Raw genomic sequence first — 23,344 nt, forward strand, 5'->3', positions numbered from 1 at the left:
GGTTGCTCCTTAGTTCGTTGTGTCGGCCGGCAGTCGCTCGACGACGTCCGGAGGAATGGAAAGCATCAGCGACCGGCCGCCCGCCCAATCAACATCGACTTGAGTCCAATCGCTATGCGGATAGACGCCGACCACCGTTCCGGTGGTGCCGGCGGGAATCGGATCGGGGTCGTCGGTCATCGAAAGCAGCCGCACGCGATCGCCCGCCTTGAGATTTGTTTTCATCGTTTTGATTCCTAGTTGCGAGCGTTGTTGGTTTCGTCGAGCAAAGCAGCGACTTCCGAAAGTTGAGCGTTGACCAAGTTCAACGCTCGTACGTGTGTCCATCGCAACGCCTTGTTGTCCGGCCGAATCATTCGGTCGAGTTGCAACTCGATGTGTTGCAAGAGATCGCGGGCAATCTGGTGAGCGTTTTCGTAAGCCGGTGCGGGTTGGATTGGCTGAGCGTTAAGCGTTTGAACCTTGCTCATTGTTGGTCTCCTTTCTCGTTGAGATAGATTTCGGTGCCGTTTTCGAGTTCAACCTTCGCCGCGCCGGCGCGTTTCGCATCGGTGACGATCGTTTGCACTGGTAGTGGTTCTTCGACTTCGATTCGCCGTTCATCGGCGAATAAGACAACCGATCGCATTCGCTGCGGTTGCATCTTCATTTCGTTTCTCCGTTCGTGTTGTTTGAAAACCGTTCGTACAACCACACATGAGCCATGGGTTTGCCGACACATCAAGCGAAGTCCACGAAACATTCCAAAACTTCAACATGTTTTTCGCCGGAGTGCGTTGGGCCACGACGTTGCCGCGTCTCGCGTGACTCGGGTGCGCCGCGTGGTTACGGCCGTCACGACGAAACGCCCGCACGTTGCCAACGTCGGGCGTCGTCGGCGGCGTTCGGCCTAAAAGCCGAGCGGCACCAAAACGTGGGCGTTCTTGCCCGTGACCGCGAACTCTTCGCCGGCCGTCGTCCTAGCCAAGATCGCGTCTCCGCGGCGGACCAAATATTCCACGACGCCGGCTTCAAAGTTGTCGCCGGCGATCGGCCGCAGTTCGTAACCCATGTCGGGTTCCGGCGGTGCGGTTTCTCCTTCAGCCAAGTCGGCGACCTGGCGGACGTCGCAAATGTACTTCATCGCTTCGCCCTATGCTCTCGCCGTGAACCGACCGCGTTCTGTTTTGACGAAGCGGCTATCATCGCCGCGTTTCATGTCGCGGAGGATCGCGGAGTACAGCGTCGCGTGCGGCGTCTTTCCGCCAGGGCTTTCCCACAACCCAGCTTCGGTCATCGCGGCGATCATCTCTTGCGCGTTCATCGGTTCCCCGCTATCAGCCAGGACCTTCAACGCCGCTTTCACGCACGAGAGCTTCTTTTCGCCGCCAGTGGTTTCCTCCGTCCTTTTCGCGACTCGTTTCCTGACCCGCGTTTCCGTTGCCGGCGTCTCAGTAGCCCGCGCCGATCCCTTCAACCGGCCGGCCGTCTTGATTCGCACTTTCTTACCCGTCGAAAGATTGGTCGCGTCCCAGCCTCCGTTACGGTTTTCCGCGTCGATTCGCACGGTCACCTTTTTGTTGGTCACAGTAGCGAAATACTCGCCGCCGATCTTTACGTCTGTTTTCTGCATCGTTCGTTCTCCGTTTGGGTTTCGTTCGTGGTTGGCTGCCATCGTCAGGCCGCGGGAACCACCCGCGACAACGCCCGTGTGCGTTTCGGCTTCCGTCCTTGCGAGTCGCGCCGCGGTTCCGTCCGCGGCGGTCGTTGTGCGGCCGGCGGGTTAACCACCCCGCCGAGAAGGCTCTTATTGAGCCGGTCGAGCATCTCGCAAAAGATGTAGTGCTCTTCCAAAAGCGGGCCGTCCGGTCCCAGTTCCGCGTCGGCCTTTTCAAGGGCGTCGACCAAGGGGCGAAGCTCCTCGGCGATCTTGTAGTACGACTGGCGAATTTCCTGATACGTTTCGGGGTCGAGCTTTCGCATCTCTGTGCGAAGGGCGGCGACTTTCGCTTTTTGCGTTTCGTTCATGGCCATGGTCTTGTCTCTCGTGAAAAGGGGTTTCAAATCGTTTTGCCGTTTGGCGTTAACACACATGAGCCATGCATTTGGAAACACCTCAAGCGAAGTTCGGCAGCAATTCGCAGTCTTTTACGATGTTTTCCAACTTCGCCGTCGTTCGCGTTTGTTGGCCGTAAAGAGATGTCGGCATGGTTTGCCGCTTGTCGGCAACGGTGCGCGACACGGGCCAACGTCGGCGGCAATTCAACGAGAAACGGCCGCGCTGGCGAGCGAGGCCGAAAGGATGCGGGTGGGAATCTATTCGCCGGCGGGAGCAACGAAATCTTTCAATTCCTTGAGCCGTTCGCAAAGGTGTTGCAGCGAACCGACGTGTTCCCAATTGATGGGATGGTCGGTATCGGGGGCAGGCATGTCTTCGACGATTTGGTGAAGGTCTTCGAGCAAGGTCAAAGCCCGGACATGCGCGGTGGTGTAAGCGTCTTCGGCTCGAGCGGTGTTCTTTGCCATGGTTGGGTCTCCGTTGTTGGAAAGGGGAAATGCGTCTGCGTTGACACACATGAGCCATGCGGTTTCAGACACAGCAAGCAGAGTTCGGGAAAGTCTTTGAATGTTTCCCGAACTCGCTTTCGCTTGCCGCGTTTAGCAATCGCGGCACGTTTCCCAGGCCCGTTTGCTGCCGTAGCAGATCTGGCCTCCTTCGACGATGTAGACGATCGCGTCTTCGGCGACGTCTTGGTCATCGAAGTATTCGCTGGGGTCGTCTTCGCTCGCTTCGTTCATCTCCGCGCCGCTGGTGATTCCGGCAATGCGGTTTTCAAAAGGCCAGTTCTCTTGCGTCATCAAACGCACTTCGGCGTCCGGCCCATGTACGTCGCGGTACTCTTCGAGCAATCCGATCAGTTGGTCGATGGTCATGTTTGTGTCTCCGTTGGGGTGAGTGGAAAACCGTTTCGTATGACCACACATGAGCCGTGCGTTTCAAAACACATCAAGCGAATCCAGCCAGTAATTCGCTGTCCTTTTGAATGTTTCTCGATCTCGCCGACGTGGCCCGAAACTGCGGCGTGTGTCGCGATGCAAACCAGTGGCCCGCTATTAGTCACATACGCCGTTGACGCGACACGATGTACACGTGCCCCCGTAAAACCAAAGAAACGCCGCGAGATACATCGCGACGTTCGTGGGGTGGAAGGTCGTCAGCCGTTAGACCGCTTGGTCGTATTTGCGGGCCAACTCAAGAAGTTTCTTTTTGACCGGCTTCCAATCGCATGTTTGTTCGGCGGAGGAAAGCTCGCCGAAGCGTTTGTTGCGAAGCTCGCCCTTGTACCAACCCTTGGTCCAACCGAGGCGGTAGAAGAGCCGGTTGAGTTCCGTTTCGCCGTGGCCGGCATCCGGTCGGTCCCAGCAACTCTTCGTGCCAGGCTTCTTGGCGTAGTCCCATCCGCTGCAGCGTTTTGTATTGAGGGCGATTTCTACCAAGCCCAAAATCATCTGGATGTATCCGATCAGTTTCGTTTTGTTGAGCGTTCCGGCGAAGGCGCGAATCTCGATCCGGTTTCGGCCGGCGGCCAAGTGCGTCAAATTCAAAAGGTGGTAGCGGTCTCGTTCGCAGCGGGTCTTCGCGGCGTCCTTGTTGCCGTAGCTTTTGATTTGTTTCGCCCAGTGGGTTCGTTCGCGGCGCTTGGTGCCGGTCGAAGCGTAAATGGCTCGTTCGTGGTTCGCTATCAGCGAAATCAGTCGGGCCAAAGCCGCGGCGTCGCCGTTCCAGGAAACCGTTACGTGCAGGCCGCAAGATTCGTTGACCCGCGCGCCGCGTTCTTTGATCGCGTCCACCGCGGTCTCTACGTTGGCGAGTCCTTCGTAGCCGCGAAGGACCGGCGATACGAACTCGCATGGTTTGCGTCCGGCCGGCGTGCGGATGCTGCCGTCGCGTTCTGCTTTCCAACCCGCGGGCAGCCAAGCGACCGGCAACCCGTTGTGGTATCCGCCGATCGGCGTGCGGTCGGTGCCGGGCATGTGGGTTTCGATTTCGATACCGAAGGCGATGTCGTTGGCGTTCATTCGTGTGTCTCCAAAAGGCGTGTAATTCGTTTCGTTGACACACATGAGCCATGCGTTTCGAGATACCTCAAGCGAAGTCCGGAAGTAATGTTTCAGTAATTCCCAGGTTTCTTTTCACCCGCACACGCCGCCACTTCTGGCCCAACGTCGCCGGCCCAAACATGCGGCCGACGATGCCAAACATGCAAACAAACGCGACAGTCGCCGACGTGTGCGGCGAGTCGCGAACCAACCCACGGATCCCGTCATGGAAGGCAAACGAGAGAATGTTGACCCCACGAAACTTTCGGTCGAGCAACTTTCAAAGTTGTTGAGCAACGCGTACCGCCAGCGCGTTCCAGAGAAACAAATCGCCGCCGACCTAGAAGCCGGTGCACCGACAAACGTTGACGGCACGATCAACTTGGTCGTCTACACCGCTTGGCTTTTACAGGAGATACACCGTGGCGACTGACCCGCGACGAATGAAACCGAGCGAGTGCTGCCGAACGCTCAATAGCACGCCGCTCGGTGAGGTGATTAACGAACGCCAGCTCTATCGCTATCGAACGCGAGCTGGCAATCGCATCGGAGACGGAACGCACGTTGACCTTCTCCGGTTTACCGCTTGGCTAGTCGAAGAACGCCACCGTCCGAAACCGCCGGCCGACGAGGATCCGTACGGCAAGGTCAAAGACAAAGCCCGCGCCCGCAATGCAGCGATCGCATTGGCCGGTCGCGACATCGGTGACTTGCCAGTGATCGAGGATCCGCGGCGAAAAGCGAAGGCCGCCAGTAGTTTTCGATACTTTTGCGAAGCCTATTTCTCGCTGACGTTTCATCTGCAATGGTCGCCGGATCACTTGAAGGTGATTGAGCGCATCGAAGAAGCGGTCGTTCGTGGTGGTCTGTTCTCACTCGCGATGGCTCGCGGTAGTGGAAAAAGTTCGCTGGCCGAGGTTGCGTGCATCTGGGCAGTGCTAAACGGTTACCGAGATTTCGTATGTTTGATCGGCAGCGACGAAGGCCACGCATGCGACATGCTCGACTCCATCAAAACGGAACTCGATGCCAATGAAATTTTGTTGGCCGACTACCCGGAAGTCTGCTTTCCAATTCAGGCGTTGGACGGAATCTCAAACCGAGCCAACGGGCAGCTCTATCAAGGCAAACGCACGCAAATTGGATGGACGGCGAAAGAAGTTGTCCTGCCAACCATCGCTAACAGCAAAGCGAGCGGTGCGATCATCAAAGTTGCCGGCCTGACCGGACGCATTCGTGGAATGAAGTTCAAGCGGCCCGATGGACGAACGGTTCGACCTTCGTTGGTCGTGCTCGATGACCCGCAAACGGACGAGTCGGCTCGTTCGCTTTCGCAATGTGCCAACCGCGAAGCGATCCTCGCCGGCGCGGTGCTCGGACTCGCCGGCCCAGGTAAAAAGATCTCGGGCATCATGCCCTGCACGGTCATTCGTCCCGGCGACATGGCCGACAACATTCTCGATCGCGACAAACATCCGGAATGGAACGGTGCGCGAACGCGAATGGTGAACTCATTTCCAACAAATGAAACGCTATGGGAACGCTACGCAGAAATCCGTGCCGAGGGTTTGCGCGCCGGCGACGGAGGCGCGGCCGGCACCGAGTTCTATCGTCAAAACCGCGATGCAATGGACGAAGGTGCCGACGTTGCCTGGAAGGAACGTTTCAACCACGACGAACTGTCGGCGATTCAGCACGCGATGAATTTGAAACTACAAGACGAAGCCGCCTTCTTCGCCGAATATCAAAACGAACCATTGCCGGAAGAACGCGTCGATGCCGACCAACTCACGGCCGAGCAGGTCGCTGGCAAAATCAACGGACTCGAACGACGCTGCGTTCCGATTTCGGCGAACCATCTCACCGCGTTCATTGACGTGCAGCAAAAGCTTTTGTTCTATGTGGTCGCCGCCTGGGAAGACGATTTCACGGGCTACGTTCTCGACTATGGAGCGTACCCTGATCAAAGCCGAGCGTATTACACGCTTCGCGATGCACGCCACACGCTGGCAACCGCCGCGGATGGCACGGGACTCGAAGGCAGTATCTACGCCGGCCTTGCATCACTCACCGAAGATTTACTCGGCCGTGAATGGCAACGCGACGATGGCGCGGCAATGAAGATTGGCAGGTGCTTGATTGATGCCAACTGGGGACACTCGACGAATGTGGTCTATCAATTCTGCCGGCAAAGCCCACACGCTTCGATCCTATTGCCTTCGCATGGTCGATTCGTCGGTGCGTCCTCGAATCCATTCAGCGAATACAAACGCCGCCCCGGCGACCGCGTTGGTTTGAACTGGCGAATCCCCAGCGTCCACGGGAAACGTGCAATCCGACACATCATTTACGACACGAACTGGTGGAAGTCGTTCACTCACGCGAGACTCGCGGTCGCAATGGGCGATCGTGGTTGCTTGTCCGTTTACGGAAACCAGGCCGAAACGCATCGCATGTTCGCCGAACAAATTACTGCAGAGTACTTCATCAAAACCGAGGGCCGCGGTCGGACTGTTGACGAATGGAAAGCCCGACCCGAACAGCCCGACAACCACTGGCTCGACTGCCTCGTTGGTTGTGCCGTCGCCGCTTCGATGCAAGGCTCGCTGTTGTTTGGCACCGATGTGGAACCAATCCGCCGACGCGAGCGAGTCAGTTTCAAAGAGCTGCAAAAACGAAAACGGAACTAAATCAAGCCTTTCTGAATATTCGCGTACAAGTCTCGCCTCCCACGGCATAGGTAACCAGGGATGAAGCAATGTTTCTAATCAAACGCAAGCCATGCCTGAAGAGTTGAAAGATGTAATCCGTGAGAACGCTGCGGGGCCTGCGAAGGCTTCGGGGGATGCGGGGTCGGTTGAGCAGCACAAGCTGACGGAGCAGATTGCTGCGGACAAGCATCTCGCTGGCAAGGACGCGGTTCGCAAACCCAATCGCGGTTTGCGTTTTAACAAGATCGTGCCGCCTTCGGCTGGCTGATCTTTCTTTTCGGTTCGCGATGAGCACAGGGCTGCCGGGGACGGCAATAGGATTACAACACGGATGTTGAAGATGTTGTCAGGGATTATCGAGCAAGCATGGCGCGGCGGAGCTTCCCGCTCTTCATCCGCGCCGGGACGCTCGCCCCGGCAGCCCTTCTTTTCGCGGCTTCGTGCGAAGTACGACGCCGCGAATACCACGCTCGACAACATGAAACATTGGGCGCGAGCCGATGGTTTGTCGTCAGCTGCAGCGAATAGCCCCGATGTGAGGCGAACCCTTCGCAATCGGTCGCGATACGAGGTCGCCAACAACAGCTACGCTCGCGGGATCACGCTGACCCTCGCCAATGACGTGGTTGGCACCGGGCCGCGTTTGCAAATGTTGACAGCGGATGACGCTGCAAATCGCTTTGTTGAACAAGAGTTCTTCGCCTGGGCCGAAGCAGTTGGATTGGCCGAAAAGCTGCGGACGATGCGGCTCGCCCGCGTTTCGGATGGCGAATCGTTTGGTTTGCTGACCAGCAACGAACGAGTTGACTCAACCGTGAAGCTCGACGTGCGGTTGATCGAAGCCGACCAAGTGGCTTCGCCGACGTTGGTTGCAGACCGCTCTCGCTACATCGACGGCATTCAGTTTGATGTCGACGGAAACCCGCTCAGCTACGACGTGCTTCGCGAACATCCTGGCGATGTCACGTTCACGATCGACGAAGAATTCGACACGGTGCCGGCATCCGCGGTGCTTCACTACTTCCGCTGCGATCGTCCGGGGCAGATTCGCGGCATCCCTGACATCACGCCGGCACTGCCTCTATTCGCACAACTACGCCGCTTCACGCTTGCCGTACTTGCCGCTGCCGAAACTGCGGCTGACTTTGCCGGCATCCTCTACACCGACGCGCCGGCCAATGGCGAAGCCGACGCTGCCGAACCGTTCGAGCCAATCGAACTTGAAAAGCGAATGCTGCTCACGATGCCTGGCGGATGGAAGATGGCTCAAATGAAGTCGGAGCAACCTTCGACCACCTACGCCGAGTTCAAGAAAGAGATTCTCAATGAGATCGCTCGTTGCTTGAACATGCCGTTCAATGTCGCCGCAGGGAATTCCTCGGGATACAACTACGCGAGTGGGCGTCTCGATCACCAAACCTACTTCAAGTCGATCCGTGTTGAGCAAACGCAACTTGCTCGCGTCGTTCTGGATCGCGTTTTGATTGCTTGGCTTCGCGAAGCCATTCTCATCGAGGGCTATCTGCCCAATTCGCTTCGCACGCTCGACTCCACGTTCGAGCATCAATGGTTTTGGGACGGGCACGAGCACGTCGATCCCGCCAAAGAAGCCAACGCCCAAAAGATCCGTCTCTCGAATCATACGACGACTCTGGCCATCGAATTTGCGCGGCAGGGGCGTGATTGGGAGACGGAACTCAAACAGCGTGCCAAAGAAGTGTCGCTGATGCGTGAGCTTGGTCTGTCGGCCAGCGATGAAATTCAACCCAAACCCTCAACCAAGGTCACGGAAGACAATGCCGAAGACACAGCACGCGCCGCTTGAAGCCGACGCCGAATCCGTCCCGAGTTCGTTGCGAATCGTTTGTGATGATGCGGCAACGATCACGCTCGCCGCGGCCGAAACGCCGGAAGAAGGCAAGCCTTCGCTACGTAAGTTCTCGATGACGGCTTACACGGGTGGCGCGATGCGATTGGGCGGCTGGCCTTATCCAGTCGTCGTCGACTTGGCTGGCATGCGAGTGACTCGCAAGTCGCGACCGATTTTGAAAGACCACGATCGGGGAAGCATTGTCGGACACACCGACGACATCGCGATCACCGACAAGTCGCTCGAAGTCGCCGGCGTGATCTCGGGCGTTGGTGCGACGGCTCAGGAAGTAATCGCGACTAGTGAGAACGGTTTTCCATGGCAAGCATCGCTGGGGGCGAGTGCCGACAAGGTTGTTTTCATTCCTGAAGGCAAGACAGCCAACGCCAACGGCCGCGAGTTCAAAGGGCCGGTCTATGTCGCTCGTAAGTCCACGCTGGGCGAGGTTTCGTTCGTCGCTTTGGGTGCTGACGACGACACCGAGGCTCGCGTCGCGGCCGGCTTGGCTGACGCCGACGAGCCAGACGATGCCGAAACCGATCCCACCGACGATCTCGAACCCGTCAACGCAAGTTTGAATATGAGCACGAAGCCAAAGACCGAAACCAAAACAGCGACCACCTCACCGGTCAGCGACATGCGTGCCGAGGCCGCTGCGGAATCTCGTCGCATCGCCGGCATTCGCAAAGTCTGTGCGGGCAATCACGCCGATATTGAAGCCGACGCGATTGAGCAAGGCTGGTCCACTACCAAAACGGAACTCGCCGTGCTGAGAAGCGAACGCCCCAAGGCTCCCGAACAGACGCAAAACTCACGACGATACAGTCGCGAGGTCCTTGAGGCTGCCGCCTGCCTGTCGGTCGGCATCGAAGAGAAGACGCTGCTGGCCAGCTATGGCGAAAAGACGCTCGACGCCGCCAACCCGCTACGTCACATTGGCTTACGTGAACTCGTCGCCGAGTGCGCTCGCATGGAAGGCATCGACGTGCCTCGCGTCTTTGGCGACGGAACGGCAACCATTCGTGCCGGTTTCAGTTCCATGAGCTTACCCAGCATCATGGAAAACGTCATGAACAAGACGCTGCTGGCGGCCTATCAAAACACGCCGATCGCCGCCTTCGATCTTTGCAGCGTCGGAACGGTCACCGACTTTAAGGAAGTGGCTCGATACCGTTTGCTTGGCACTGGCGGCTTTGAACAGGTTGCTCCCGATGGCGAATTGAAACACGGCAAACTGTCCGAACAGAAGTACTCGAACAAGGCTGACACCTACGGTCAGATCCTCACGCTGACCCGGCACGACATCATCAACGATGACCTGTCAGCGTTCATGGATATCCCGCGGCAAATGGGACGATCGGGTGCGGAGTCCATCGACGACTTGTTCTTCACGCTGCTGCTCAAGAACGCTGGCTTCTTCTCGTCCGCCAACGCCAACTTGCTGCAGGGAGCGGACACTAAGTTCGGCCCGGATGCACTGACCGTTGCCAAGACAACCTTCCGCAAGCAGAAAGCTGGTCCTGGCGGCAAGCCCAAAGATCAAAAGCCGATTAACATCCGGCCTGAGTACTTGGTTGTGCCGGTGGAGTTGGAAACTGAAGCTGAACTATTGATGGGTTCGTCGCAGTTAATGATCGACGCGCAAGGGTCGCCGACGAAAATTCCTGTCGACAACCCTCACCGCAACAAGTACCGGATCATCAGCACGCCACATCTGTCGGACAGCTACTACCCCGGTGCCAGTGCTGCCGCGTGGTATCTCTTCGCCAATCCGCAGGTGCTGCCAGCGTTCGAGATCGTGTTTCTGAACGGTCGTCGAACGCCGATCATCGAGCGAGTCGAGATGCCTCCGAACACGCTTGGCATGGGCTTCCGGTCTTACATCGACTTTGGTGTCAACAGCCAAGACCACCGAGCCGCTGTGAAAGTCGCCGGCGAGTAATCGCCTGCTGACGTTGACCTTCTTCTTTCACCGTAAACACAAAGTCCCATGCAAGCTCAATTCATTCACGACGGAAAACAAGTCGACTTTACACCCGATGTCGATGTCCCTGTTGGATCAATCGTCATTCAAGGTGATTTGGTAGGCATCACCAAACGTGATCTGAAAGCCGATGTGCTCGGCTCGATCGCTGTGGAAGGCGTGTTCGACATGCCCAAGGACCCGGCTGATGCGGAGACCTACACCGCTGGACAAAAGATTTACGCAACCACCGACGGCATCGTCACTGAAGTGCCCGATGGATCGGTGTTGCTCGGCAAGGTCATTGCTGACGCCGCGCCGACCGACAACTTCGTTCGCGTTCGCCTGAGCCAGTGATGACCACCTGTGAGCAACCCCATCATCGCACCCGTCGGGGCGATCTACGTCCACGACGGCGTGACGGTCCCGATCGTCACCGACGTTGAGATTCCGGCCGGCAATGTCGTTGTCCTTGGCAAGCTGGTCGGCGTCGCCAAGTTCGGCATCTGTGCCAACTCTCGCGGCAGCATCACCGTTGCTGGCGTATTCGATGTGGTCAAAGACCCGACAACCAACATTCCCGCCGGCACCATTCTTTACTGGTCCAAGATCAGTCACCACGTCATCAAAAACGCTTACGCACACTCGATGATCGGCATCGCGGTTGAAGACGCGCCACCGAGTTCACTGACCGTCAAAGTGAAACTGCTTCAGTAACCACCCCAACACGAGGTCCTCGCATGGAAGCGAAACTGCGCACGCTTGTCGTCGCATGCTTGCTGCTGATTTGCACGGGCTGTTTGCCGGAGGGCGATGTTCAAGTCCGCTCGCTTCCGGCACCTCCGCCCGAACAACCGATCGCCAATCTCCCCACTCAGTTGCATCAACGAAATTGGACGGGGCGTCTCAACCAAGGTAGCTGTGTTCACGCATCGCTGGTGAATCACCTTCGTTGGCTCAACGAGTTTGAACTCGGCGAGCGTTGGCGAGCAACCTACAGCGACGGTGAATGGGATTCACGATTGCGAAACCGACTTGATGCTGCGGACATCGACTACAGCTACACCGTCAAAGCGGATCCTCGTTTCCTTGACTGGGCAACGGCGACGCGGCGCGGTGCGATTCTGTGGTGGAAGCCGGCTCACTGCTGCACCTTCGTCGGCTGGGTCAATCGCGACGGCCGGCAATACGCAGCCATTCTCGACAACAACTATCCCGGCCGATTTGAACTCACACCGCGTGAACAGTTCGTGCGTCTTTGGGCCGGCTACGGCGGGTTCGCCCTGACGGTGATGGAAGACCCCGCCAGTTCCTTGCCCTACCGAAGCTACGAGGTCATTGATGAAAGATGAAATCCGAATCCGGCTGAGCGTCGGCCTGATTGTAGTCGCAGTGCTGCATGCGGTGATGCTCGGAGCGGTGTTCACGGCGTTGCACCGAACACCGGCGGCTAACACGAGCGATTCCTGGCGTTTGCCGCCGGCGCGGCCCACAAGCGAGGTTGGATCGCGAATCCAACAGTTGCCGCAACCTTCGCGTGTCAACTTGGAAGCACAGGGCGAGCTGAAACAGCAGTCTGGTTACTGCCCGCCCTGTCCGCCGAACACGATTCCCGCTGCGGAGCCGCATCGAATTGTGCAGCCCTATCGTGTGGTGCCAACAGCTCCAACGGTTCCAGCTCCGATCATCGTCACCCCCGCGTCGAGCAGCACGCGACCCGTGACGCCGCCCGAACAAGCGAAGAATCGCTATCAAATCGCCTTGTTCGTTGCCAGTGACGCCAAAAGCCAGCGTCTGCTTGACTGGTTCAACACGGACCCAAACCTGGTGAAGTTGAAATCGAAGTGTGCATTTCAGGTCTACACTGAATCCAATGCACTGTATCGAACGCGATATGCGGACATTGTCCCGGCAAATCAATTCCCTGTGGTGCTATTCCAGGACTCGACAGGCGGGCATGTTCATGCGGCCGGTCACACCATGTTGCCGTCAACTGCTCGTGAACTCTTCGACGATCTGCGTCACGGATACGAACTCTATCAACAAACGCGGCAGGCCCAACGAACCGGCGCGCTAAAGACGCGAGGCTATTCCTGGGACGCTGCGATCTCACCAACGATGCAGCTTTCGTCCGAAGACTGCCCCGATGGTTACTGCCCTATCGAACCCGTCGACAACACTTGGCGGCCGTTCGATCGGGATCGTGACGGCGACCGCGATCGACTCTTCGACCGAGACTCTAGTGGTCGCAACGCATTGATTTGGGCGGGAGCCGGTGAATTGGCCACCCTCGCGTTGATCTTTGTGGCGGTTCTGTTGCTCGGATTCATTCTCATCAAACGAGGCCTGTAAAACTCATGATTCTTGGAATTGCAACCGTCGTCGTCCTGGTCTTGGTCGCGTTTGCGATTTTGCCGGCGAAAAAGCGAGATCGCGACGCATCGACCCCGAACTTCGTTCAGTCCTTCACACGGCCAGCGAACTTTCGGCAACAGCAGCTTAGCGAAGAAGCAGAGGCGATCGCTGACGAATATCAACGTCGAGCTGATGAAGCCTGGCGTGAAGAGCTTGGCGCAAAGGCAACCGTCTTGTTTCAGACCAAAACGACAGCAGCATCGAAGCCCCGTAAATCGTGAGTGACATGCTGCATCGAGGCCAGTCTTGGTTAGCTGCAAAGCTGACCAAACATGCCTCGCGAGACGTGGTGTACCAGCGTGACGAAGTTTCCGTCGAACTGTCCGCCACGATTGGCAAATCAGAATACGAACAGGACGACGGCGAAGGCGTCATCACGCGTGCTCAAGTTCGAGACTTTCTGATTAACACGAAGGACTTGCTGCAATCCGACATCGGCACCTGGCCTCGCCGCGGCGATCGCATCCTCGAAACCGACGGTGACACGACATTCGTTTACGAGCTGATGTCAATTGGCAACGAGCCACCTTGGCGATACAGCGATCCATTCCGCGTCAAACTCCGCATCCACACCAAACTGGTTGACACGATCACATGACAGCAACGCCTGCAACCGTCATTCAAATTGCCGAAAGCGTCGTCGCGGAAATCAACACCGGCGACTTTAGCAAGACCAACCTCTCCGCTCAGCGACTCTACGTTCCCAACTTCGATCTCGAGGACATGAAGGAACTGCGAGTCACGGTTGTGCCTCGCGAGGTGGAATACCTCCCGCTCGATCGAGGATCGAACAAATACCATGCCACGATCGACGTCGCCGTCCAAAAGAAGTTCAGCAAGGGCGATGCCAAGGAAATTGACCCATTGGTGTTCTTTGTCGAAGAACTGGCCGACTACTTCAGGCTCAAACGACTCAATTCGTTCGTGGCAGCCCGCTGCGTTAAGGTCGAGAACTCAGTCCTGTACTCCTCCGAGCACTGGACCCAGTTCAATCAATTCACGAGCCTACTGACGTTGACGTTTGAGCTGGCGAAATGATGCACATCAGGGCTCGCGTGCGATTCACACCGGCCCAACTGAAAAAGAAGGTCAACCAAGCGACCTTCAAAAGCATGAATCATGCGGCCGGCACCATCCGGATGACCGCCAAACGATCGATCCGCAAACGCAAGAAACCATCCAACCCAGGATCGCCGCCCAGTTCACCGACTGGAATGCTACGTCGTGTGCTTCGCTACGAAGTCAATCGGGATCGCGGCGAGGCAGTCATTGGCCCAGTCAACGAGATTGCCGGCCGGCTGTGGAACCTGCATGAGTTCGGAGGCGTTGTCACCAAGCGACGCAAACTGAAACGCCATCGGTTTCGCGTTGGCGAATTCGGGCCGATCCGTGCAAAACAGCCCGGCAAGTTTGCCCGCATCAAACTGCTAACGATCGCCCAAGCCAGCCGAGCCACACGACTAATAGAAGAAGAGAACGAACGCCGCGGAGCCAGTAAACCACGCCGCTATCCCGCACGCCCGTTCATGAAACCTGCCCTCATTGCCAATCAAGCACGCCTGCCAAAGTTCTGGCGTGACTCGGTCAAATAGTCTCTCGACCACGGATGGAATCGAAACATGTCAGCAGAAGTGAAACTCGGTCTCGATGCCGTCCTGACGATCGACGGTGCCGAGATCAAGAACGTCAAGGATTTGACGGTCAATCTCGAGAAGGCCGAAGCCGACGCATCGACTCGTGACAACAACGGCTGGCGAGCCACAGTCGGCACTCTAAAAGACGCGTCGATCGAATTCACGGTGCTCAACAAGAACGGCGACACCGCGTTTGGGATGCTGCAAGGACTGTGGAGTAGCGGAACGCCGACTGACGTTGGCATTTCGGATGCTGGTGGTTCGCTGACACTGACCTGTGAAGTCATGAACTTCAATGTCAATCAAAACCTCGAAGAAGTGGTGTCGGCCGACGTCACCTTGAAGCCAACCCAATCTTCGTCTGGCAGCGGCATGAACGTTGGTGGCGGAACGCCCTAAGTAATCCTCGGAACGGAACTCCATGCAGAAATTCATTGATCGTCGTGGTCGTGTCTGGATCGTTGACATCGACAATACGACGCTTCGCCGCGTGAAGGCACTCACCGACGTGCGATTGCTGGACGCGATCGACGGCGACCTTGTCACGCGACTTTCCAGCGATCCGTTGTTGCTCGGTGATGTGTTGTTCGCGATCTGCAAACCGCAAGCCGATCAACAAGACGTTGACGACGAAGCGTTCGCCGAGGGACTGGCGGGCGACTCGATCGACGAAGCCTGCAAGGCATTGGTGGATGCGTTGGTCGCGTATTTCCCGGAGTCCCGCCGCCGCCTTCTGCGGAAGGCGGCCGACAAGCAGAAGATGATCGAGACGCGGGGATTGGAAGCGATCGAGAAGCGACTGGACGATCCCAATCTGGTGGACCGGATTGTGGAGGACCTGGAACGCAAGCTCGCGGTGCAGACATCGAGCGACTCATCATCCGACTCGCCGGCATCATCGGAGTCGACCCCGGACCACTGACGCTTCGGCAACTCGTCCAAATGGCCGAAGCGAAACGCCAGCACGATTGGCACATCGCATCGAGCGTCATGGCACTGACGGCCGAGATCAATCGCGATCGCAAACGTCGTCGAAAACCGTTTAAGCCCGATGACTTCAATCCCTACACGGTCACTCGACCGGTTCCAGTGAAAGCCACTGTTGAACAAGTCGCCCATCTACTCGGCGCAGTCTTCCAGCCCCGTGAGAACGAGTCTCCATGTCCCAAGTCCGAGCCGGATCCGCCTACGTCGAATTGCTGACCAAGGATTCAGCATTCGTCAAAGGTCTTCGATCCGCTCAAAAGCGATTGGAATCATTCGGTGCGTCAACGCGGTTGCTCGGCACCAAACTGATGGGACTCGGCGCGGCTGCCGCAACACCATTGGCCGGTAGCGTCGCAATCTTCTCCAACTTCGACGATGCCATGCGAGGCGTCGCCGCGATCACACAAGCGACTGGATCGCAGCTTGAATCGCTTCGCAATACGGCAAAGAAGCTCGGAGCAACCACCAGTTACTCTGCCAGCGAAGTCGCCTCGCTGATGACCGAACTCGGTCGCGCCGGATTCAAGCCGGAGCAGATCGAGAAGATGACGGCGGCCGTGATGAACATGGCCCGTGCGACGGGAACTGATGCGACGCAGGCGTCCGGCATCATGGCAGCGACGATTCGTCAGTTCGGAATGGAAGCCGGCGAAGCAACGCGGGTTGCGGATGGCCTGACCGCCGCGGCGAACAAGTCGTTCAACACGGTGGAATCTCTTGGCGAGGCTTTGTCCTATGCCGGCCCCGTCGCTGCCGATGCGAACATGAGTCTCGAAGAGACACTCGCGATCCTCGGTACGCTCGGCAATATGGGTATCCAGGGTTCATCGGCCGGTAATGCGATGCGTCGTTTGCTGACGATCAGTGCCGCCGAATCGGAGAAATTCAAAACCACATTTGGCGTCACGACCAAGGATGCGAAAGGCAATGCCCGATCACTCGTCGACATTCTCGGCGAAGTCGCTGCTGCAACCGAGAAGATGGGAACGGCCGAAAAGGCTGAGAAACTGAACGAGGTGTTCGGGCTGCTGGGCATCACCGCTGCCAGTTCGATTGGAAAGAGCGTGGCCGATACCCGCGAGTTGTATTCCGAGCTGCAAAAGGCTGGCGGGATCGCAGGCAAGACTGCTGAGGAAATGGAAGGCGGACTCGGCGGAGCGTTCCGAATCCTGAAGTCTTCCATCGAGGGCGTGGCGATTGCGATCGGTGAATCACTCGAAGGCAGCGTCACCACGATGGTGCAAGCCTTCAGCCGCGCCGCGTCAGGTGTGATCGAGTGGATCAACAAGAATCAGAAGATCGTCAAGATTGCCGCTGCGAGTGCCATCGCCATCTTCACGATCGGCGCGGCATTGTTCGCTCTTGGTTCGTTCGCTGCCGTTGCGTCGTTCGCGGTTGGTGGGCTCGCAACCATTTTCTCATTCATCGGTGGTGCCATCGGCGTCATCGTCTCGGCGGTCGGAATGTTGTTCACACCGCTTGGCCTTGTTGTCGCGGCGGTTGCAGCGCTTGGTGGCTACTTCCTCTACTCCACAGGAATCGCCGGCCAAGCAGTCGAGTATCTGAAAGGTCTATTTGAAACACTCAAAGCCGACACGCTCGCCGCCTTTGGTGCTATCGCCAACGCGCTAGCTGCTGGTGACATCACTGCGGCGACCGATGTGCTGTGGACCTACTTGAAACTCCAATGGGTCAAAGGAACGAGCTACATCAAAGGTATCTGGGCGGACTTCACTCAATATATCTCAGACGTGTGGGCCGACTCCGCCTATGCGATCGGGGATGTTCTCATTGGTGCCTTGTCCGGGCTCGCTGGCGTATGGAACAGCACGCTCGGATTCATGGCAGACGGTTGGACGATCCTCACGTCCGCCGTGCAGAAGGGTTGGAACAACACAATTGGGTTTCTTAAGAAGGGATTCCTAAAACTTCACGAACTCGTTGACATCGCCGGCGACGTATCGGTGCAGATCGGCGGAGTGCTCATCAACGCATTGGCCGGCGTTGAGAACGCTTGGGTTGAAACCGTCGATTATCTTGCCGACACATGGACCGTGTTCGTTGGTCAAGTGAAGTCAATGTGGAACTCGACCGTCGGATTCTTGAAGAAAGCTTGGATCAAGCTCAAAGGCCTGTTCGACGACGACATCAATGTCGACGTCGAAATGGCGAAAATTGACGCTGACACTCGAGCGGCCGATTCTGCCGAGGAACGACAACGCCAGCAGGCGATCATCGAGCGCCAGCGTCGCCGGTCCAAACGCAAGGAGCAGATCGAAGCCAACCGCGTAGAAATGCAAAAGGGCATCGCCGCACAACTCGAAGCGCGACGCAAGGCTCGCGAAGGTCAAGACATCGACGCCGACATGCGGGCGATCGACGATGAGACCGACGCAAAGAACGCGGTTGTCGATCAATCCAAGGAACAACAGCTCCGCGAAAACGATGCGGCGCAGAACAATCGCCAACAAATCATCGACGACACGACCGTCGGGGTGCAACGGACGCTCGATCAAATGCGAGCGGAAGCGAAAGCGGCACGCGAGGCTGGGCGACCAACCCTTGAAGATCGCAACAAGGAACGCGACGATCAAATCGCAACCGCGCAGGCCGAGTTCGATGCTGCGGTGCAACGAGCCAACAACGCGACGGCCCCTTCCGATGCTGAGCCGAAACCCGACGAGGCCGCTCCGCCGGAACCACCAGTCGCTCCGCCCAAGATACCTGAGCCCGGTTCAGTCGACATTCCCAAGGTCGATCTCCCCGGCATCGACGATCCCGAGTTGCAGCCCCCCAACGCGAAAGACCTACGTCTCGACCTGAACCCAAACGCTCAGGCAGCGATGGATCAGTTCGCTGACGGTCCCGAAACTGATCGAACCGAAGTCGCCGGCAATTTTGATGCGAGAGGTTTGGGGCTCGGCAGTGGAGCTTCGACGATTCCGCAACGGGCTCCTGAGCCACTCAAGAAGCTGGAGCCGATTGCCGCTGAGAACGATTTCGTAGAAGTCATCGTTGCGCCGCAGTTGAGGTTGGAGCCTGAACAAGCCGACGATCCGATCGTGAGCGGCGAGCAAGACAACAAGGTCATCGCCGAGAACCCAGTCGATGTCCCGTTCGATCTGCCAGAGCCTATGAATCAGTCCGAGCCGACTGATCTGGAATCCTCACCGACGCTGGACGTTGCCGCGATTACCGAAGCATTCGCTTCCGTTGGACGTTCACTTGCGGCGTTTGACTCTGCGATCACAAACAGCACTTCGCAATTGCAATTACCTGCGACGTCCGGTGGCGAATTTAGCGAGGACATGAAACGTGCAATCATCCAAACCGCTGAGAACACTCGACGCCTTGTTGAGCGTTCGCAGTCGGGAGGATTGGTGTTTAGCTGATGTCAATATCTACTGGTGGATACGACTTCGAGGTCGCGGCTCTTTCCGAAAAGGCCTCACGCGGTAAATCACACTCCGACTTCACTTCTTATGTTGCGACGAATGGCGGGGCTGTCGATCCGGCCGCAGCTGCGAGTGCTTTGTATCAGTACTACAAAGCGAATCACAAGGAGCTGATCCCGTATCTGCAAATCGACTCGGAGTTCATCAACCAAAAGCATGCTCTGGTCAGCGTCACGATCAACAAGACCAAGCTCGATCCGGTTTCATTCAGTACAACGGGAGCGACAACCCATCTGAATCAGTCATTGCAGACTCGAGGCATCTACTCCGCGCCGGGGATCGCGGCTCCCGTCTATCACGGAGCGATCGGCGTCAGCGATTCTGGCGTTTCCGGAGTCGACATCACGGTTCCAGCGTTTGAGTTCTCCGTTCGCAAGAAGTTTGAGTTCGTCTCGACGGCTTATCTGCTTGCGATGGTGTCGATGACCGGCCGAGTGAATTCGACAGCGTGGTCAATCTTCTCTCCTGGCGAAGCGTTGTTTCTCGGTGGCGAAGGAGGCGAGGATGAGCAGAACTGGGTCGATGTGACTTACCACTTCGCCGCTCGTCCGAACGAGTTCGCGATGACGGTTGGAAACATCTCCGGGATCAGCAAGCAGGGTTGGGACTACTTGTGGGTTAAACACGGCGAGAAAGTGGTCGGCGATCGCGTGCTGCAAGTTCCTGAGGCAGCGTACGTTGAACAGGTCTATCACGGAGGAAACTTCAACGTGTTGGGGATCAGCTAGTGACCCGACGCGTAAAACCAGGCGATCAGTTTGCGATCACCGCCGCTGAATACAACCGATTGCTTGTTGCTGCCGAAGCCTCTCATCGCAATCGGCTGCCAGGAGGAGGTGGTCCTCGCACGCATCTGCGAAACGCCGCAACCGTTCGCGTTCACAACCTATCGGCAACCACGGTTCCGATTGGCGGAATCGTCGGCTTTGAGTCGCCGCTGACCGATCCGACCGTCGGGCCAATGGAACTGGCCCGCTTTGTTCGCGACGCAACGATCGAGTGCGTGCGCCCGACCGAGGATGAACACACAGGTCGCGTTGGGGTCGCCATCGAACCGATCGCGGAAGACAAGGTCGGCCGCGTGGTGTTCGATGGCGTGGTGGCCGCGCGAGTCAACGTCGTCAAGACTTGGCATAAGTTTGCAGACGTTGGCGAATCGGCCGGTGACACGCTGCAATCGAAACCAGATGGATCGGCACAGATTCTGTGGCGACGTGACCTTAACCAACTCGGTGACCAATGGGCAGTCGTTCGTGTCGGGCGGCCTGCTGATCCGGTTTACCTTGTCGAGGTTCCGACCGGCGGTATCGCTGGTCGCCGAGGAATGCGGACGGGCAGTGCGGACTGCGACCTCTATCAACTCGATAAAGCGGGCGAGATCGAAGCGGTCACCGATCCGGCTGGGGGCACAGTACGAATCACCGCTCGGAATCACTCGGCGCAGCGTATTCGCGGACCGATCGCCGATTCGCCAAAGCAATACTTGGAAGTTCAGTTCGACGGTCAGCGATCCTGGGTGATCGACCCGCCAAAGCAAACGCTTCTCTGCAAACCCGCAAAACGTATCAAAGCAAAGTCGTGGGGAACGGCTCGTGAACTTCGATTTGATGGCGGATGGAAACCGATTGGCCCTGCCGTCTCGGTTTACAACGTGTGCGACTACGCGTTGCTGGCGAGCCAACAGATCGTCTGCCACTTTCACGAAGACACATCGGCGTACTTGACGATTGGTTGCCGTTGCTGCGATGGCAGCAGTAGCTCGAGCAGCTCATCAAGCTCCAGCAGTTCGTCGAGTTCAGGTTCCAGCAGCAGTTCTAGCAGCGATTCTTCTTCGAGCAGTTCTTCATCGTCGCCCTCGTCATCATCTTCATCCTCGTCATCGGGAAGCTCATCAAGCAGCAGTGGCTCGTCGAGTAGTTCGAGCATGAGCAGCTCAAGCTCATCGAGCATGTCGTCGAGTTCCAGCAGTTCACTGTCGTCATCCGGCAGCAGTTCCTCTGGTACTAGTTCGTCTAGCAGCGGATCCTCCTCCTCATCGACCGGCAGCCCGTCGTCTTCGTCGTCTTCAAGCAGTGGTTCATCATCGAGCAGCAGTTCCGGCAGTTCGTCGTCTTCGTCAAAGTCATCTTCGAGCAGCGATTCTTCCTCCGACTCGTCGTCATCCGACAGCAGCGATTCCTCCCTCAGTTCATCTACGTCTAGCAGCAGCGAATCGAGCGACAGTTCAAAGTCTTCATCGAGCAGCGACAGCAGTAGTCAATCGAGCGATTCGTCGGACAGTAGCGATTCAAGCACATCGACAAGTCTGCCGAGCGTAAGCAGTTCATCCAGCTCCGATGGTTCATCGTCAGCATCGAGCGATTCATCCGGAAGTTCATCAATTTCTCAATCAAGCGATTCATCCAACAGCGAGTCCAGTGACTCGAGCGATTCGACCAGTCTGCCCAGCGTCAGTGGTTCATCAAGCTCCGATGGGTCGTCGTCCGGATCGAGTGATTCGTCAAATAGTTCGTCCAATTCCCAGTCCAGCGACTCATCGACAAGCGAATCGAGTGATTCCAGTACGTCGATCAGCATGCCAAGTGCGTCCGCGTCCAGTTCATCGGCAAGTGCGTCTTCGTCGAGCGATTCACATTCAAGCGACTCAGGTTCGTCGAGCGATTCGTCCGCCTCACAATCGAGTGAATCAACCAGCACGCCATCCATTAGCAGTTCGCAATCGTCCGCATCCGAGAGTGTGTCTTCCGCTAGCGAATCATCGACATCTGAATCCAGCCAGTCTGAATCAAGCACATCCGAAAGTGAATCACGTAGCGAGTCCGGATCGGAGAGTGCGCCTTCGTACAGTTGGAATTCGTCGACAAGCAGCCAAAGCGACTCTGAATCAAGCGGTTCCGAATCGGAATCCCAATCGCAATCAACGTCCGATTCCACATCGCAATCGGCAAGCGAGTCGGGAAGCGAATCCCAAAGTGAATCCCAAAGCGAATCAAGCATCGACCGAAGTTCGGACTCACAAAGCTACTCAGCGAGTGCTTCAGCATCGTACTCGGACAGCGCCTCCGCCAGCGAAAGCCAAAGTGGTTCTGCATCAGGCAGTGAATCAGGGTCAGGCAGCACAAGTGCATCCGAATCAGATAGCCGCAGCGGATCTGCTTCCGATTCACGATCAACGAGCGGGTCGGAATCCGGGAGTGACTCACGAAGTGATGACTCCACCAGCGTGCCTACATCATCCAGCGTCTCTGAATCCGATTCAACATCGCGGTCGACGAGTGATTCGGGCTCAGAAGGCTCTGACAGTGATCGGCCAAGTGCGAGCGACGATCCTAGCGTCGGTGATTCATCTGGAAGCGATAGCGATCAACCATCCGAAAGCAACGACTCGACATCCGGCTCAGACCCACCCAGCGACGGCTCCGATCGACCCAGCGAACGTGCGTCCGATAGCAGCGACGGCTCCGATCGGCCGAGCGAAAGCGATTCAACCGAGGAACCTTCCGAAGACAGCAGTGGATCAAGTGAACCTTGCAACAGCACCTGGATTTGGTCGTGCGGTTGGGAATTGGTGAGCAGTGATTGTGAAGACCCTGGCGATCCACCGAGTTCGTCTGGTTCATTCGATGGAGCAGTAGCGGGGATGACAGCATGATGCATTGCCCACATCTGACACCTGACAACCAATGCGAAGTGGCGTGCCAACTCGCTGGATGCCGCGTGCAAACGACTCCGGCCGCCTGTAACGCATGCCAAACCAACGACAACCCGTGCGCGATCAACGTCGTCACGATCGGCATGGCATTGGTCAACAAGAAGCGGCGCAAACAAGACATCACCGAGTTGGAAGCACTGCTTCGCAACTACATGCCGGACGACGATCTGATGCCGGCGACGTTGAAGATGAGCAGCTACCGGCCAGGCCCCGGCAACGAACTGAAAAAGATGATCGCTTGGTTTGCCAAGCCGAGCGAAACGTGCAACTGCGAAACCCGCGTCGACACGATGAACGACTGGGGTGCCGATGGATGCCGCCGAAACATTGACACGATCGTCGATTGGTTACTCGAAGAAGCCCAAGCAAGAGGACTCCCGCATGGAAGGTTTACATCAACAGTCGCCCGCAGTCTCGTCAGCACTGCCATCCGCAAGTACGAGCGAAAGTTCCCCGAAGGGGCACCCGAACCAGACCAAGACGATCCGGAGGACGAATTCGATCGTTGAACGTTGCT

Annotated in this window: 28 protein-coding genes and 1 other RNA gene; 18 read left to right on the forward strand and 11 right to left on the reverse strand. The window is 57.2% G+C overall.

Annotation, left to right across the window (positions count from 1 at the left end):
• Positions 1 to 9: 9 nt before the first annotated feature.
• The 9 genes from HFP54_RS10615 to HFP54_RS10655 form a co-directional block, all read right to left on the reverse strand.
• Positions 10 to 225 (reverse strand): DUF4314 domain-containing protein, encoded by a 216-nt coding sequence (locus HFP54_RS10615; RefSeq protein ID WP_145294999.1) that lies wholly within the window; start codon positions 223 to 225, stop codon positions 10 to 12.
• Between the two features lie 11 nt (positions 226 to 236).
• Positions 237 to 470 carry a hypothetical protein gene (locus HFP54_RS10620; RefSeq protein WP_145295002.1) on the reverse strand — a complete coding sequence of 78 codons (234 nt, stop codon included), beginning with the start codon at positions 468 to 470 and terminating at the stop codon, positions 237 to 239.
• The gene (locus HFP54_RS10625) at positions 467 to 649 is read right to left on the reverse strand and encodes a hypothetical protein (RefSeq protein ID WP_168565094.1); all 183 of its coding nucleotides are present in this window, start codon (positions 647 to 649) and stop codon (positions 467 to 469) included. Before HFP54_RS10625 ends, HFP54_RS10620 begins: the two co-directional genes overlap by 4 nt.
• A 240-nt stretch (positions 650 to 889) precedes the next feature.
• Positions 890 to 1,123 carry a hypothetical protein gene (locus HFP54_RS10630; protein ID WP_145295007.1) on the reverse strand — a complete coding sequence of 78 codons (234 nt, stop codon included), beginning with the start codon at positions 1,121 to 1,123 and terminating at the stop codon, positions 890 to 892.
• Positions 1,124 to 1,132: 9 nt separating this feature from the next.
• On the reverse strand, positions 1,133 to 1,612 hold the full coding sequence (locus HFP54_RS10635; RefSeq protein WP_165701108.1) for a winged helix-turn-helix domain-containing protein: 480 nt from the start codon (positions 1,610 to 1,612) through the stop codon (positions 1,133 to 1,135).
• Positions 1,613 to 1,641: 29 nt separating this feature from the next.
• Positions 1,642 to 1,703, reverse strand: an RNA gene (locus HFP54_RS10640) — hammerhead ribozyme type II.
• Positions 1,704 to 2,295: 592 nt separating this feature from the next.
• Positions 2,296 to 2,505, reverse strand: coding sequence for a hypothetical protein (locus HFP54_RS10645; protein ID WP_145295015.1), 210 nt, complete (start codon positions 2,503 to 2,505; stop codon positions 2,296 to 2,298).
• Between the two features lie 132 nt (positions 2,506 to 2,637).
• A complete protein-coding gene (locus HFP54_RS10650; protein WP_145295018.1) occupies positions 2,638 to 2,913 on the reverse strand; it encodes a hypothetical protein in 276 nt (91 codons plus the stop codon).
• Positions 2,914 to 3,201: 288 nt separating this feature from the next.
• The gene (locus HFP54_RS10655; protein ID WP_168565095.1) at positions 3,202 to 4,059 is read right to left on the reverse strand and encodes an amidoligase family protein; all 858 of its coding nucleotides are present in this window, start codon (positions 4,057 to 4,059) and stop codon (positions 3,202 to 3,204) included.
• Between the two features lie 247 nt (positions 4,060 to 4,306).
• Here HFP54_RS10655 and HFP54_RS10660 point away from each other — a divergent pair, with 247 nt between their 5' ends.
• The 17 genes from HFP54_RS10660 to HFP54_RS10740 all read left to right on the forward strand — a co-directional run bounded on the left by HFP54_RS10660 (position 4,307) and on the right by HFP54_RS10740 (position 19,843).
• Positions 4,307 to 4,513 carry a hypothetical protein gene (locus HFP54_RS10660; RefSeq protein ID WP_145295031.1) on the forward strand — a complete coding sequence of 69 codons (207 nt, stop codon included), beginning with the start codon at positions 4,307 to 4,309 and terminating at the stop codon, positions 4,511 to 4,513.
• Positions 4,503 to 6,770: a terminase gpA endonuclease subunit gene (locus HFP54_RS26170; protein ID WP_165701109.1), complete on the forward strand. Its 2,268-nt coding sequence runs from the start codon at positions 4,503 to 4,505 to the stop codon at positions 6,768 to 6,770. The genes HFP54_RS10660 and HFP54_RS26170 overlap by 11 nt, the downstream gene beginning before the upstream one ends.
• A gap of 91 nt (positions 6,771 to 6,861) precedes the next feature.
• On the forward strand, positions 6,862 to 7,059 hold the full coding sequence (locus HFP54_RS10670) for a hypothetical protein (protein ID WP_145295037.1): 198 nt from the start codon (positions 6,862 to 6,864) through the stop codon (positions 7,057 to 7,059).
• A 210-nt stretch (positions 7,060 to 7,269) separates the two neighbouring features.
• Positions 7,270 to 8,616, forward strand: coding sequence for a phage portal protein (locus HFP54_RS10675; RefSeq protein ID WP_168565096.1), 1,347 nt, complete (start codon positions 7,270 to 7,272; stop codon positions 8,614 to 8,616).
• 301 nt (positions 8,617 to 8,917) lie between these two features.
• A complete protein-coding gene (locus HFP54_RS10680) occupies positions 8,918 to 10,603 on the forward strand; it encodes a phage major capsid protein (protein WP_206036132.1) in 1,686 nt (561 codons plus the stop codon).
• 48 nt (positions 10,604 to 10,651) lie between these two features.
• The gene (locus HFP54_RS10685) at positions 10,652 to 10,981 is read left to right on the forward strand and encodes a DUF2190 family protein (RefSeq protein ID WP_168565098.1); all 330 of its coding nucleotides are present in this window, start codon (positions 10,652 to 10,654) and stop codon (positions 10,979 to 10,981) included.
• A 9-nt stretch (positions 10,982 to 10,990) separates the two neighbouring features.
• Positions 10,991 to 11,341, forward strand: a complete 351-nt coding sequence (locus HFP54_RS10690) for a DUF2190 family protein (RefSeq protein WP_168565099.1) — start codon at positions 10,991 to 10,993, stop codon at positions 11,339 to 11,341.
• A gap of 23 nt (positions 11,342 to 11,364) precedes the next feature.
• Positions 11,365 to 11,976, forward strand: coding sequence for a hypothetical protein (locus tag HFP54_RS10695; RefSeq protein WP_146536989.1), 612 nt, complete (start codon positions 11,365 to 11,367; stop codon positions 11,974 to 11,976).
• A complete protein-coding gene (locus HFP54_RS10700; protein WP_145295053.1) occupies positions 11,966 to 12,976 on the forward strand; it encodes a hypothetical protein in 1,011 nt (336 codons plus the stop codon). Before HFP54_RS10695 ends, HFP54_RS10700 begins: the two co-directional genes overlap by 11 nt.
• 5 nt (positions 12,977 to 12,981) lie before the next feature.
• Complete coding sequence (locus HFP54_RS10705; RefSeq protein WP_145295056.1) at positions 12,982 to 13,260, forward strand: hypothetical protein; 279 nt, start codon at positions 12,982 to 12,984, stop codon at positions 13,258 to 13,260.
• A gap of 5 nt (positions 13,261 to 13,265) precedes the next feature.
• Positions 13,266 to 13,637 (forward strand): hypothetical protein, encoded by a 372-nt coding sequence (locus tag HFP54_RS10710; RefSeq protein WP_449252304.1) that lies wholly within the window; start codon positions 13,266 to 13,268, stop codon positions 13,635 to 13,637.
• Positions 13,634 to 14,077 carry a hypothetical protein gene (locus HFP54_RS10715; RefSeq protein ID WP_145295060.1) on the forward strand — a complete coding sequence of 148 codons (444 nt, stop codon included), beginning with the start codon at positions 13,634 to 13,636 and terminating at the stop codon, positions 14,075 to 14,077. Before HFP54_RS10710 ends, HFP54_RS10715 begins: the two co-directional genes overlap by 4 nt.
• Positions 14,074 to 14,631 (forward strand): hypothetical protein, encoded by a 558-nt coding sequence (locus HFP54_RS10720; protein ID WP_145295063.1) that lies wholly within the window; start codon positions 14,074 to 14,076, stop codon positions 14,629 to 14,631. The genes HFP54_RS10715 and HFP54_RS10720 overlap by 4 nt, the downstream gene beginning before the upstream one ends.
• A 27-nt stretch (positions 14,632 to 14,658) precedes the next feature.
• On the forward strand, positions 14,659 to 15,072 hold the full coding sequence (locus tag HFP54_RS10725; protein ID WP_146439901.1) for a hypothetical protein: 414 nt from the start codon (positions 14,659 to 14,661) through the stop codon (positions 15,070 to 15,072).
• 22 nt (positions 15,073 to 15,094) lie between these two features.
• Positions 15,095 to 15,595 (forward strand): hypothetical protein, encoded by a 501-nt coding sequence (locus tag HFP54_RS10730; RefSeq protein WP_145295068.1) that lies wholly within the window; start codon positions 15,095 to 15,097, stop codon positions 15,593 to 15,595.
• Between the two features lie 274 nt (positions 15,596 to 15,869).
• Complete coding sequence (locus tag HFP54_RS10735; protein ID WP_168565100.1) at positions 15,870 to 19,052, forward strand: phage tail tape measure protein; 3,183 nt, start codon at positions 15,870 to 15,872, stop codon at positions 19,050 to 19,052.
• Positions 19,052 to 19,843, forward strand: a complete 792-nt coding sequence (locus tag HFP54_RS10740) for a hypothetical protein (RefSeq protein ID WP_145295074.1) — start codon at positions 19,052 to 19,054, stop codon at positions 19,841 to 19,843. Before HFP54_RS10735 ends, HFP54_RS10740 begins: the two co-directional genes overlap by 1 nt.
• 970 nt (positions 19,844 to 20,813) lie before the next feature.
• Here the strand turns inward: HFP54_RS10740 and HFP54_RS10745 are convergent.
• Positions 20,814 to 21,065, reverse strand: a complete 252-nt coding sequence (locus HFP54_RS10745; RefSeq protein ID WP_145295076.1) for a hypothetical protein — start codon at positions 21,063 to 21,065, stop codon at positions 20,814 to 20,816.
• 435 nt (positions 21,066 to 21,500) lie between these two features.
• The gene (locus tag HFP54_RS10750) at positions 21,501 to 22,112 is read right to left on the reverse strand and encodes a hypothetical protein (protein ID WP_145295080.1); all 612 of its coding nucleotides are present in this window, start codon (positions 22,110 to 22,112) and stop codon (positions 21,501 to 21,503) included.
• 651 nt (positions 22,113 to 22,763) lie between these two features.
• Between HFP54_RS10750 and HFP54_RS10755 the strand changes: the two genes are divergently transcribed.
• A complete protein-coding gene (locus tag HFP54_RS10755) occupies positions 22,764 to 23,336 on the forward strand; it encodes a hypothetical protein (RefSeq protein WP_168565101.1) in 573 nt (190 codons plus the stop codon).
• Positions 23,337 to 23,344: the final 8 nt, after the last annotated feature.

This window comes from Crateriforma spongiae, assembly GCF_012290005.1.
Taxonomy (GTDB): Bacteria; Planctomycetota; Planctomycetia; order Pirellulales; family Pirellulaceae; genus Crateriforma; species Crateriforma spongiae.

What these genes read in the sequence shown, in the direction of transcription:
- HFP54_RS10615 (WP_145294999.1), bottom strand. Translation starts at nt 225, where the DNA reads ATGAAAACAAATCTCAAGGCGGGCGATCGCGTGCGGCTGCTTTCGATG.
- HFP54_RS10620 (WP_145295002.1), bottom strand. Translation starts at nt 470, where the DNA reads ATGAGCAAGGTTCAAACGCTTAACGCTCAGCCAATCCAACCCGCACCG.
- HFP54_RS10625 (WP_168565094.1), bottom strand. Translation starts at nt 649, where the DNA reads ATGAAGATGCAACCGCAGCGAATGCGATCGGTTGTCTTATTCGCCGAT.
- HFP54_RS10630 (WP_145295007.1), bottom strand. Translation starts at nt 1,123, where the DNA reads ATGAAGTACATTTGCGACGTCCGCCAGGTCGCCGACTTGGCTGAAGGA.
- HFP54_RS10635 (WP_165701108.1), bottom strand. Translation starts at nt 1,612, where the DNA reads ATGCAGAAAACAGACGTAAAGATCGGCGGCGAGTATTTCGCTACTGTG.
- HFP54_RS10645 (WP_145295015.1), bottom strand. Translation starts at nt 2,505, where the DNA reads ATGGCAAAGAACACCGCTCGAGCCGAAGACGCTTACACCACCGCGCAT.
- HFP54_RS10650 (WP_145295018.1), bottom strand. Translation starts at nt 2,913, where the DNA reads ATGACCATCGACCAACTGATCGGATTGCTCGAAGAGTACCGCGACGTA.
- HFP54_RS10655 (WP_168565095.1), bottom strand. Translation starts at nt 4,059, where the DNA reads ATGAACGCCAACGACATCGCCTTCGGTATCGAAATCGAAACCCACATG.
- HFP54_RS10660 (WP_145295031.1), top strand. Translation starts at nt 4,307, where the DNA reads ATGGAAGGCAAACGAGAGAATGTTGACCCCACGAAACTTTCGGTCGAG.
- HFP54_RS10670 (WP_145295037.1), top strand. Translation starts at nt 6,862, where the DNA reads ATGCCTGAAGAGTTGAAAGATGTAATCCGTGAGAACGCTGCGGGGCCT.
- HFP54_RS10675 (WP_168565096.1), top strand. Translation starts at nt 7,270, where the DNA reads ATGAAACATTGGGCGCGAGCCGATGGTTTGTCGTCAGCTGCAGCGAAT.
- HFP54_RS10685 (WP_168565098.1), top strand. Translation starts at nt 10,652, where the DNA reads ATGCAAGCTCAATTCATTCACGACGGAAAACAAGTCGACTTTACACCC.
- HFP54_RS10695 (WP_146536989.1), top strand. Translation starts at nt 11,365, where the DNA reads ATGGAAGCGAAACTGCGCACGCTTGTCGTCGCATGCTTGCTGCTGATT.
- HFP54_RS10700 (WP_145295053.1), top strand. Translation starts at nt 11,966, where the DNA reads ATGAAAGATGAAATCCGAATCCGGCTGAGCGTCGGCCTGATTGTAGTC.
- HFP54_RS10705 (WP_145295056.1), top strand. Translation starts at nt 12,982, where the DNA reads ATGATTCTTGGAATTGCAACCGTCGTCGTCCTGGTCTTGGTCGCGTTT.
- HFP54_RS10710 (WP_449252304.1), top strand. Translation starts at nt 13,266, where the DNA reads ATGCTGCATCGAGGCCAGTCTTGGTTAGCTGCAAAGCTGACCAAACAT.
- HFP54_RS10715 (WP_145295060.1), top strand. Translation starts at nt 13,634, where the DNA reads ATGACAGCAACGCCTGCAACCGTCATTCAAATTGCCGAAAGCGTCGTC.
- HFP54_RS10720 (WP_145295063.1), top strand. Translation starts at nt 14,074, where the DNA reads ATGATGCACATCAGGGCTCGCGTGCGATTCACACCGGCCCAACTGAAA.
- HFP54_RS10725 (WP_146439901.1), top strand. Translation starts at nt 14,659, where the DNA reads ATGTCAGCAGAAGTGAAACTCGGTCTCGATGCCGTCCTGACGATCGAC.
- HFP54_RS10730 (WP_145295068.1), top strand. Translation starts at nt 15,095, where the DNA reads ATGCAGAAATTCATTGATCGTCGTGGTCGTGTCTGGATCGTTGACATC.
- HFP54_RS10740 (WP_145295074.1), top strand. Translation starts at nt 19,052, where the DNA reads ATGTCAATATCTACTGGTGGATACGACTTCGAGGTCGCGGCTCTTTCC.
- HFP54_RS10745 (WP_145295076.1), bottom strand. Translation starts at nt 21,065, where the DNA reads ATGCTCGATGAGCTTGAGCTGCTCATGCTCGAACTACTCGACGAGCCA.
- HFP54_RS10750 (WP_145295080.1), bottom strand. Translation starts at nt 22,112, where the DNA reads ATGCTTGATTCGCTTTGGGATTCACTTTGGGATTCGCTTCCCGACTCG.
- HFP54_RS10755 (WP_168565101.1), top strand. Translation starts at nt 22,764, where the DNA reads ATGATGCATTGCCCACATCTGACACCTGACAACCAATGCGAAGTGGCG.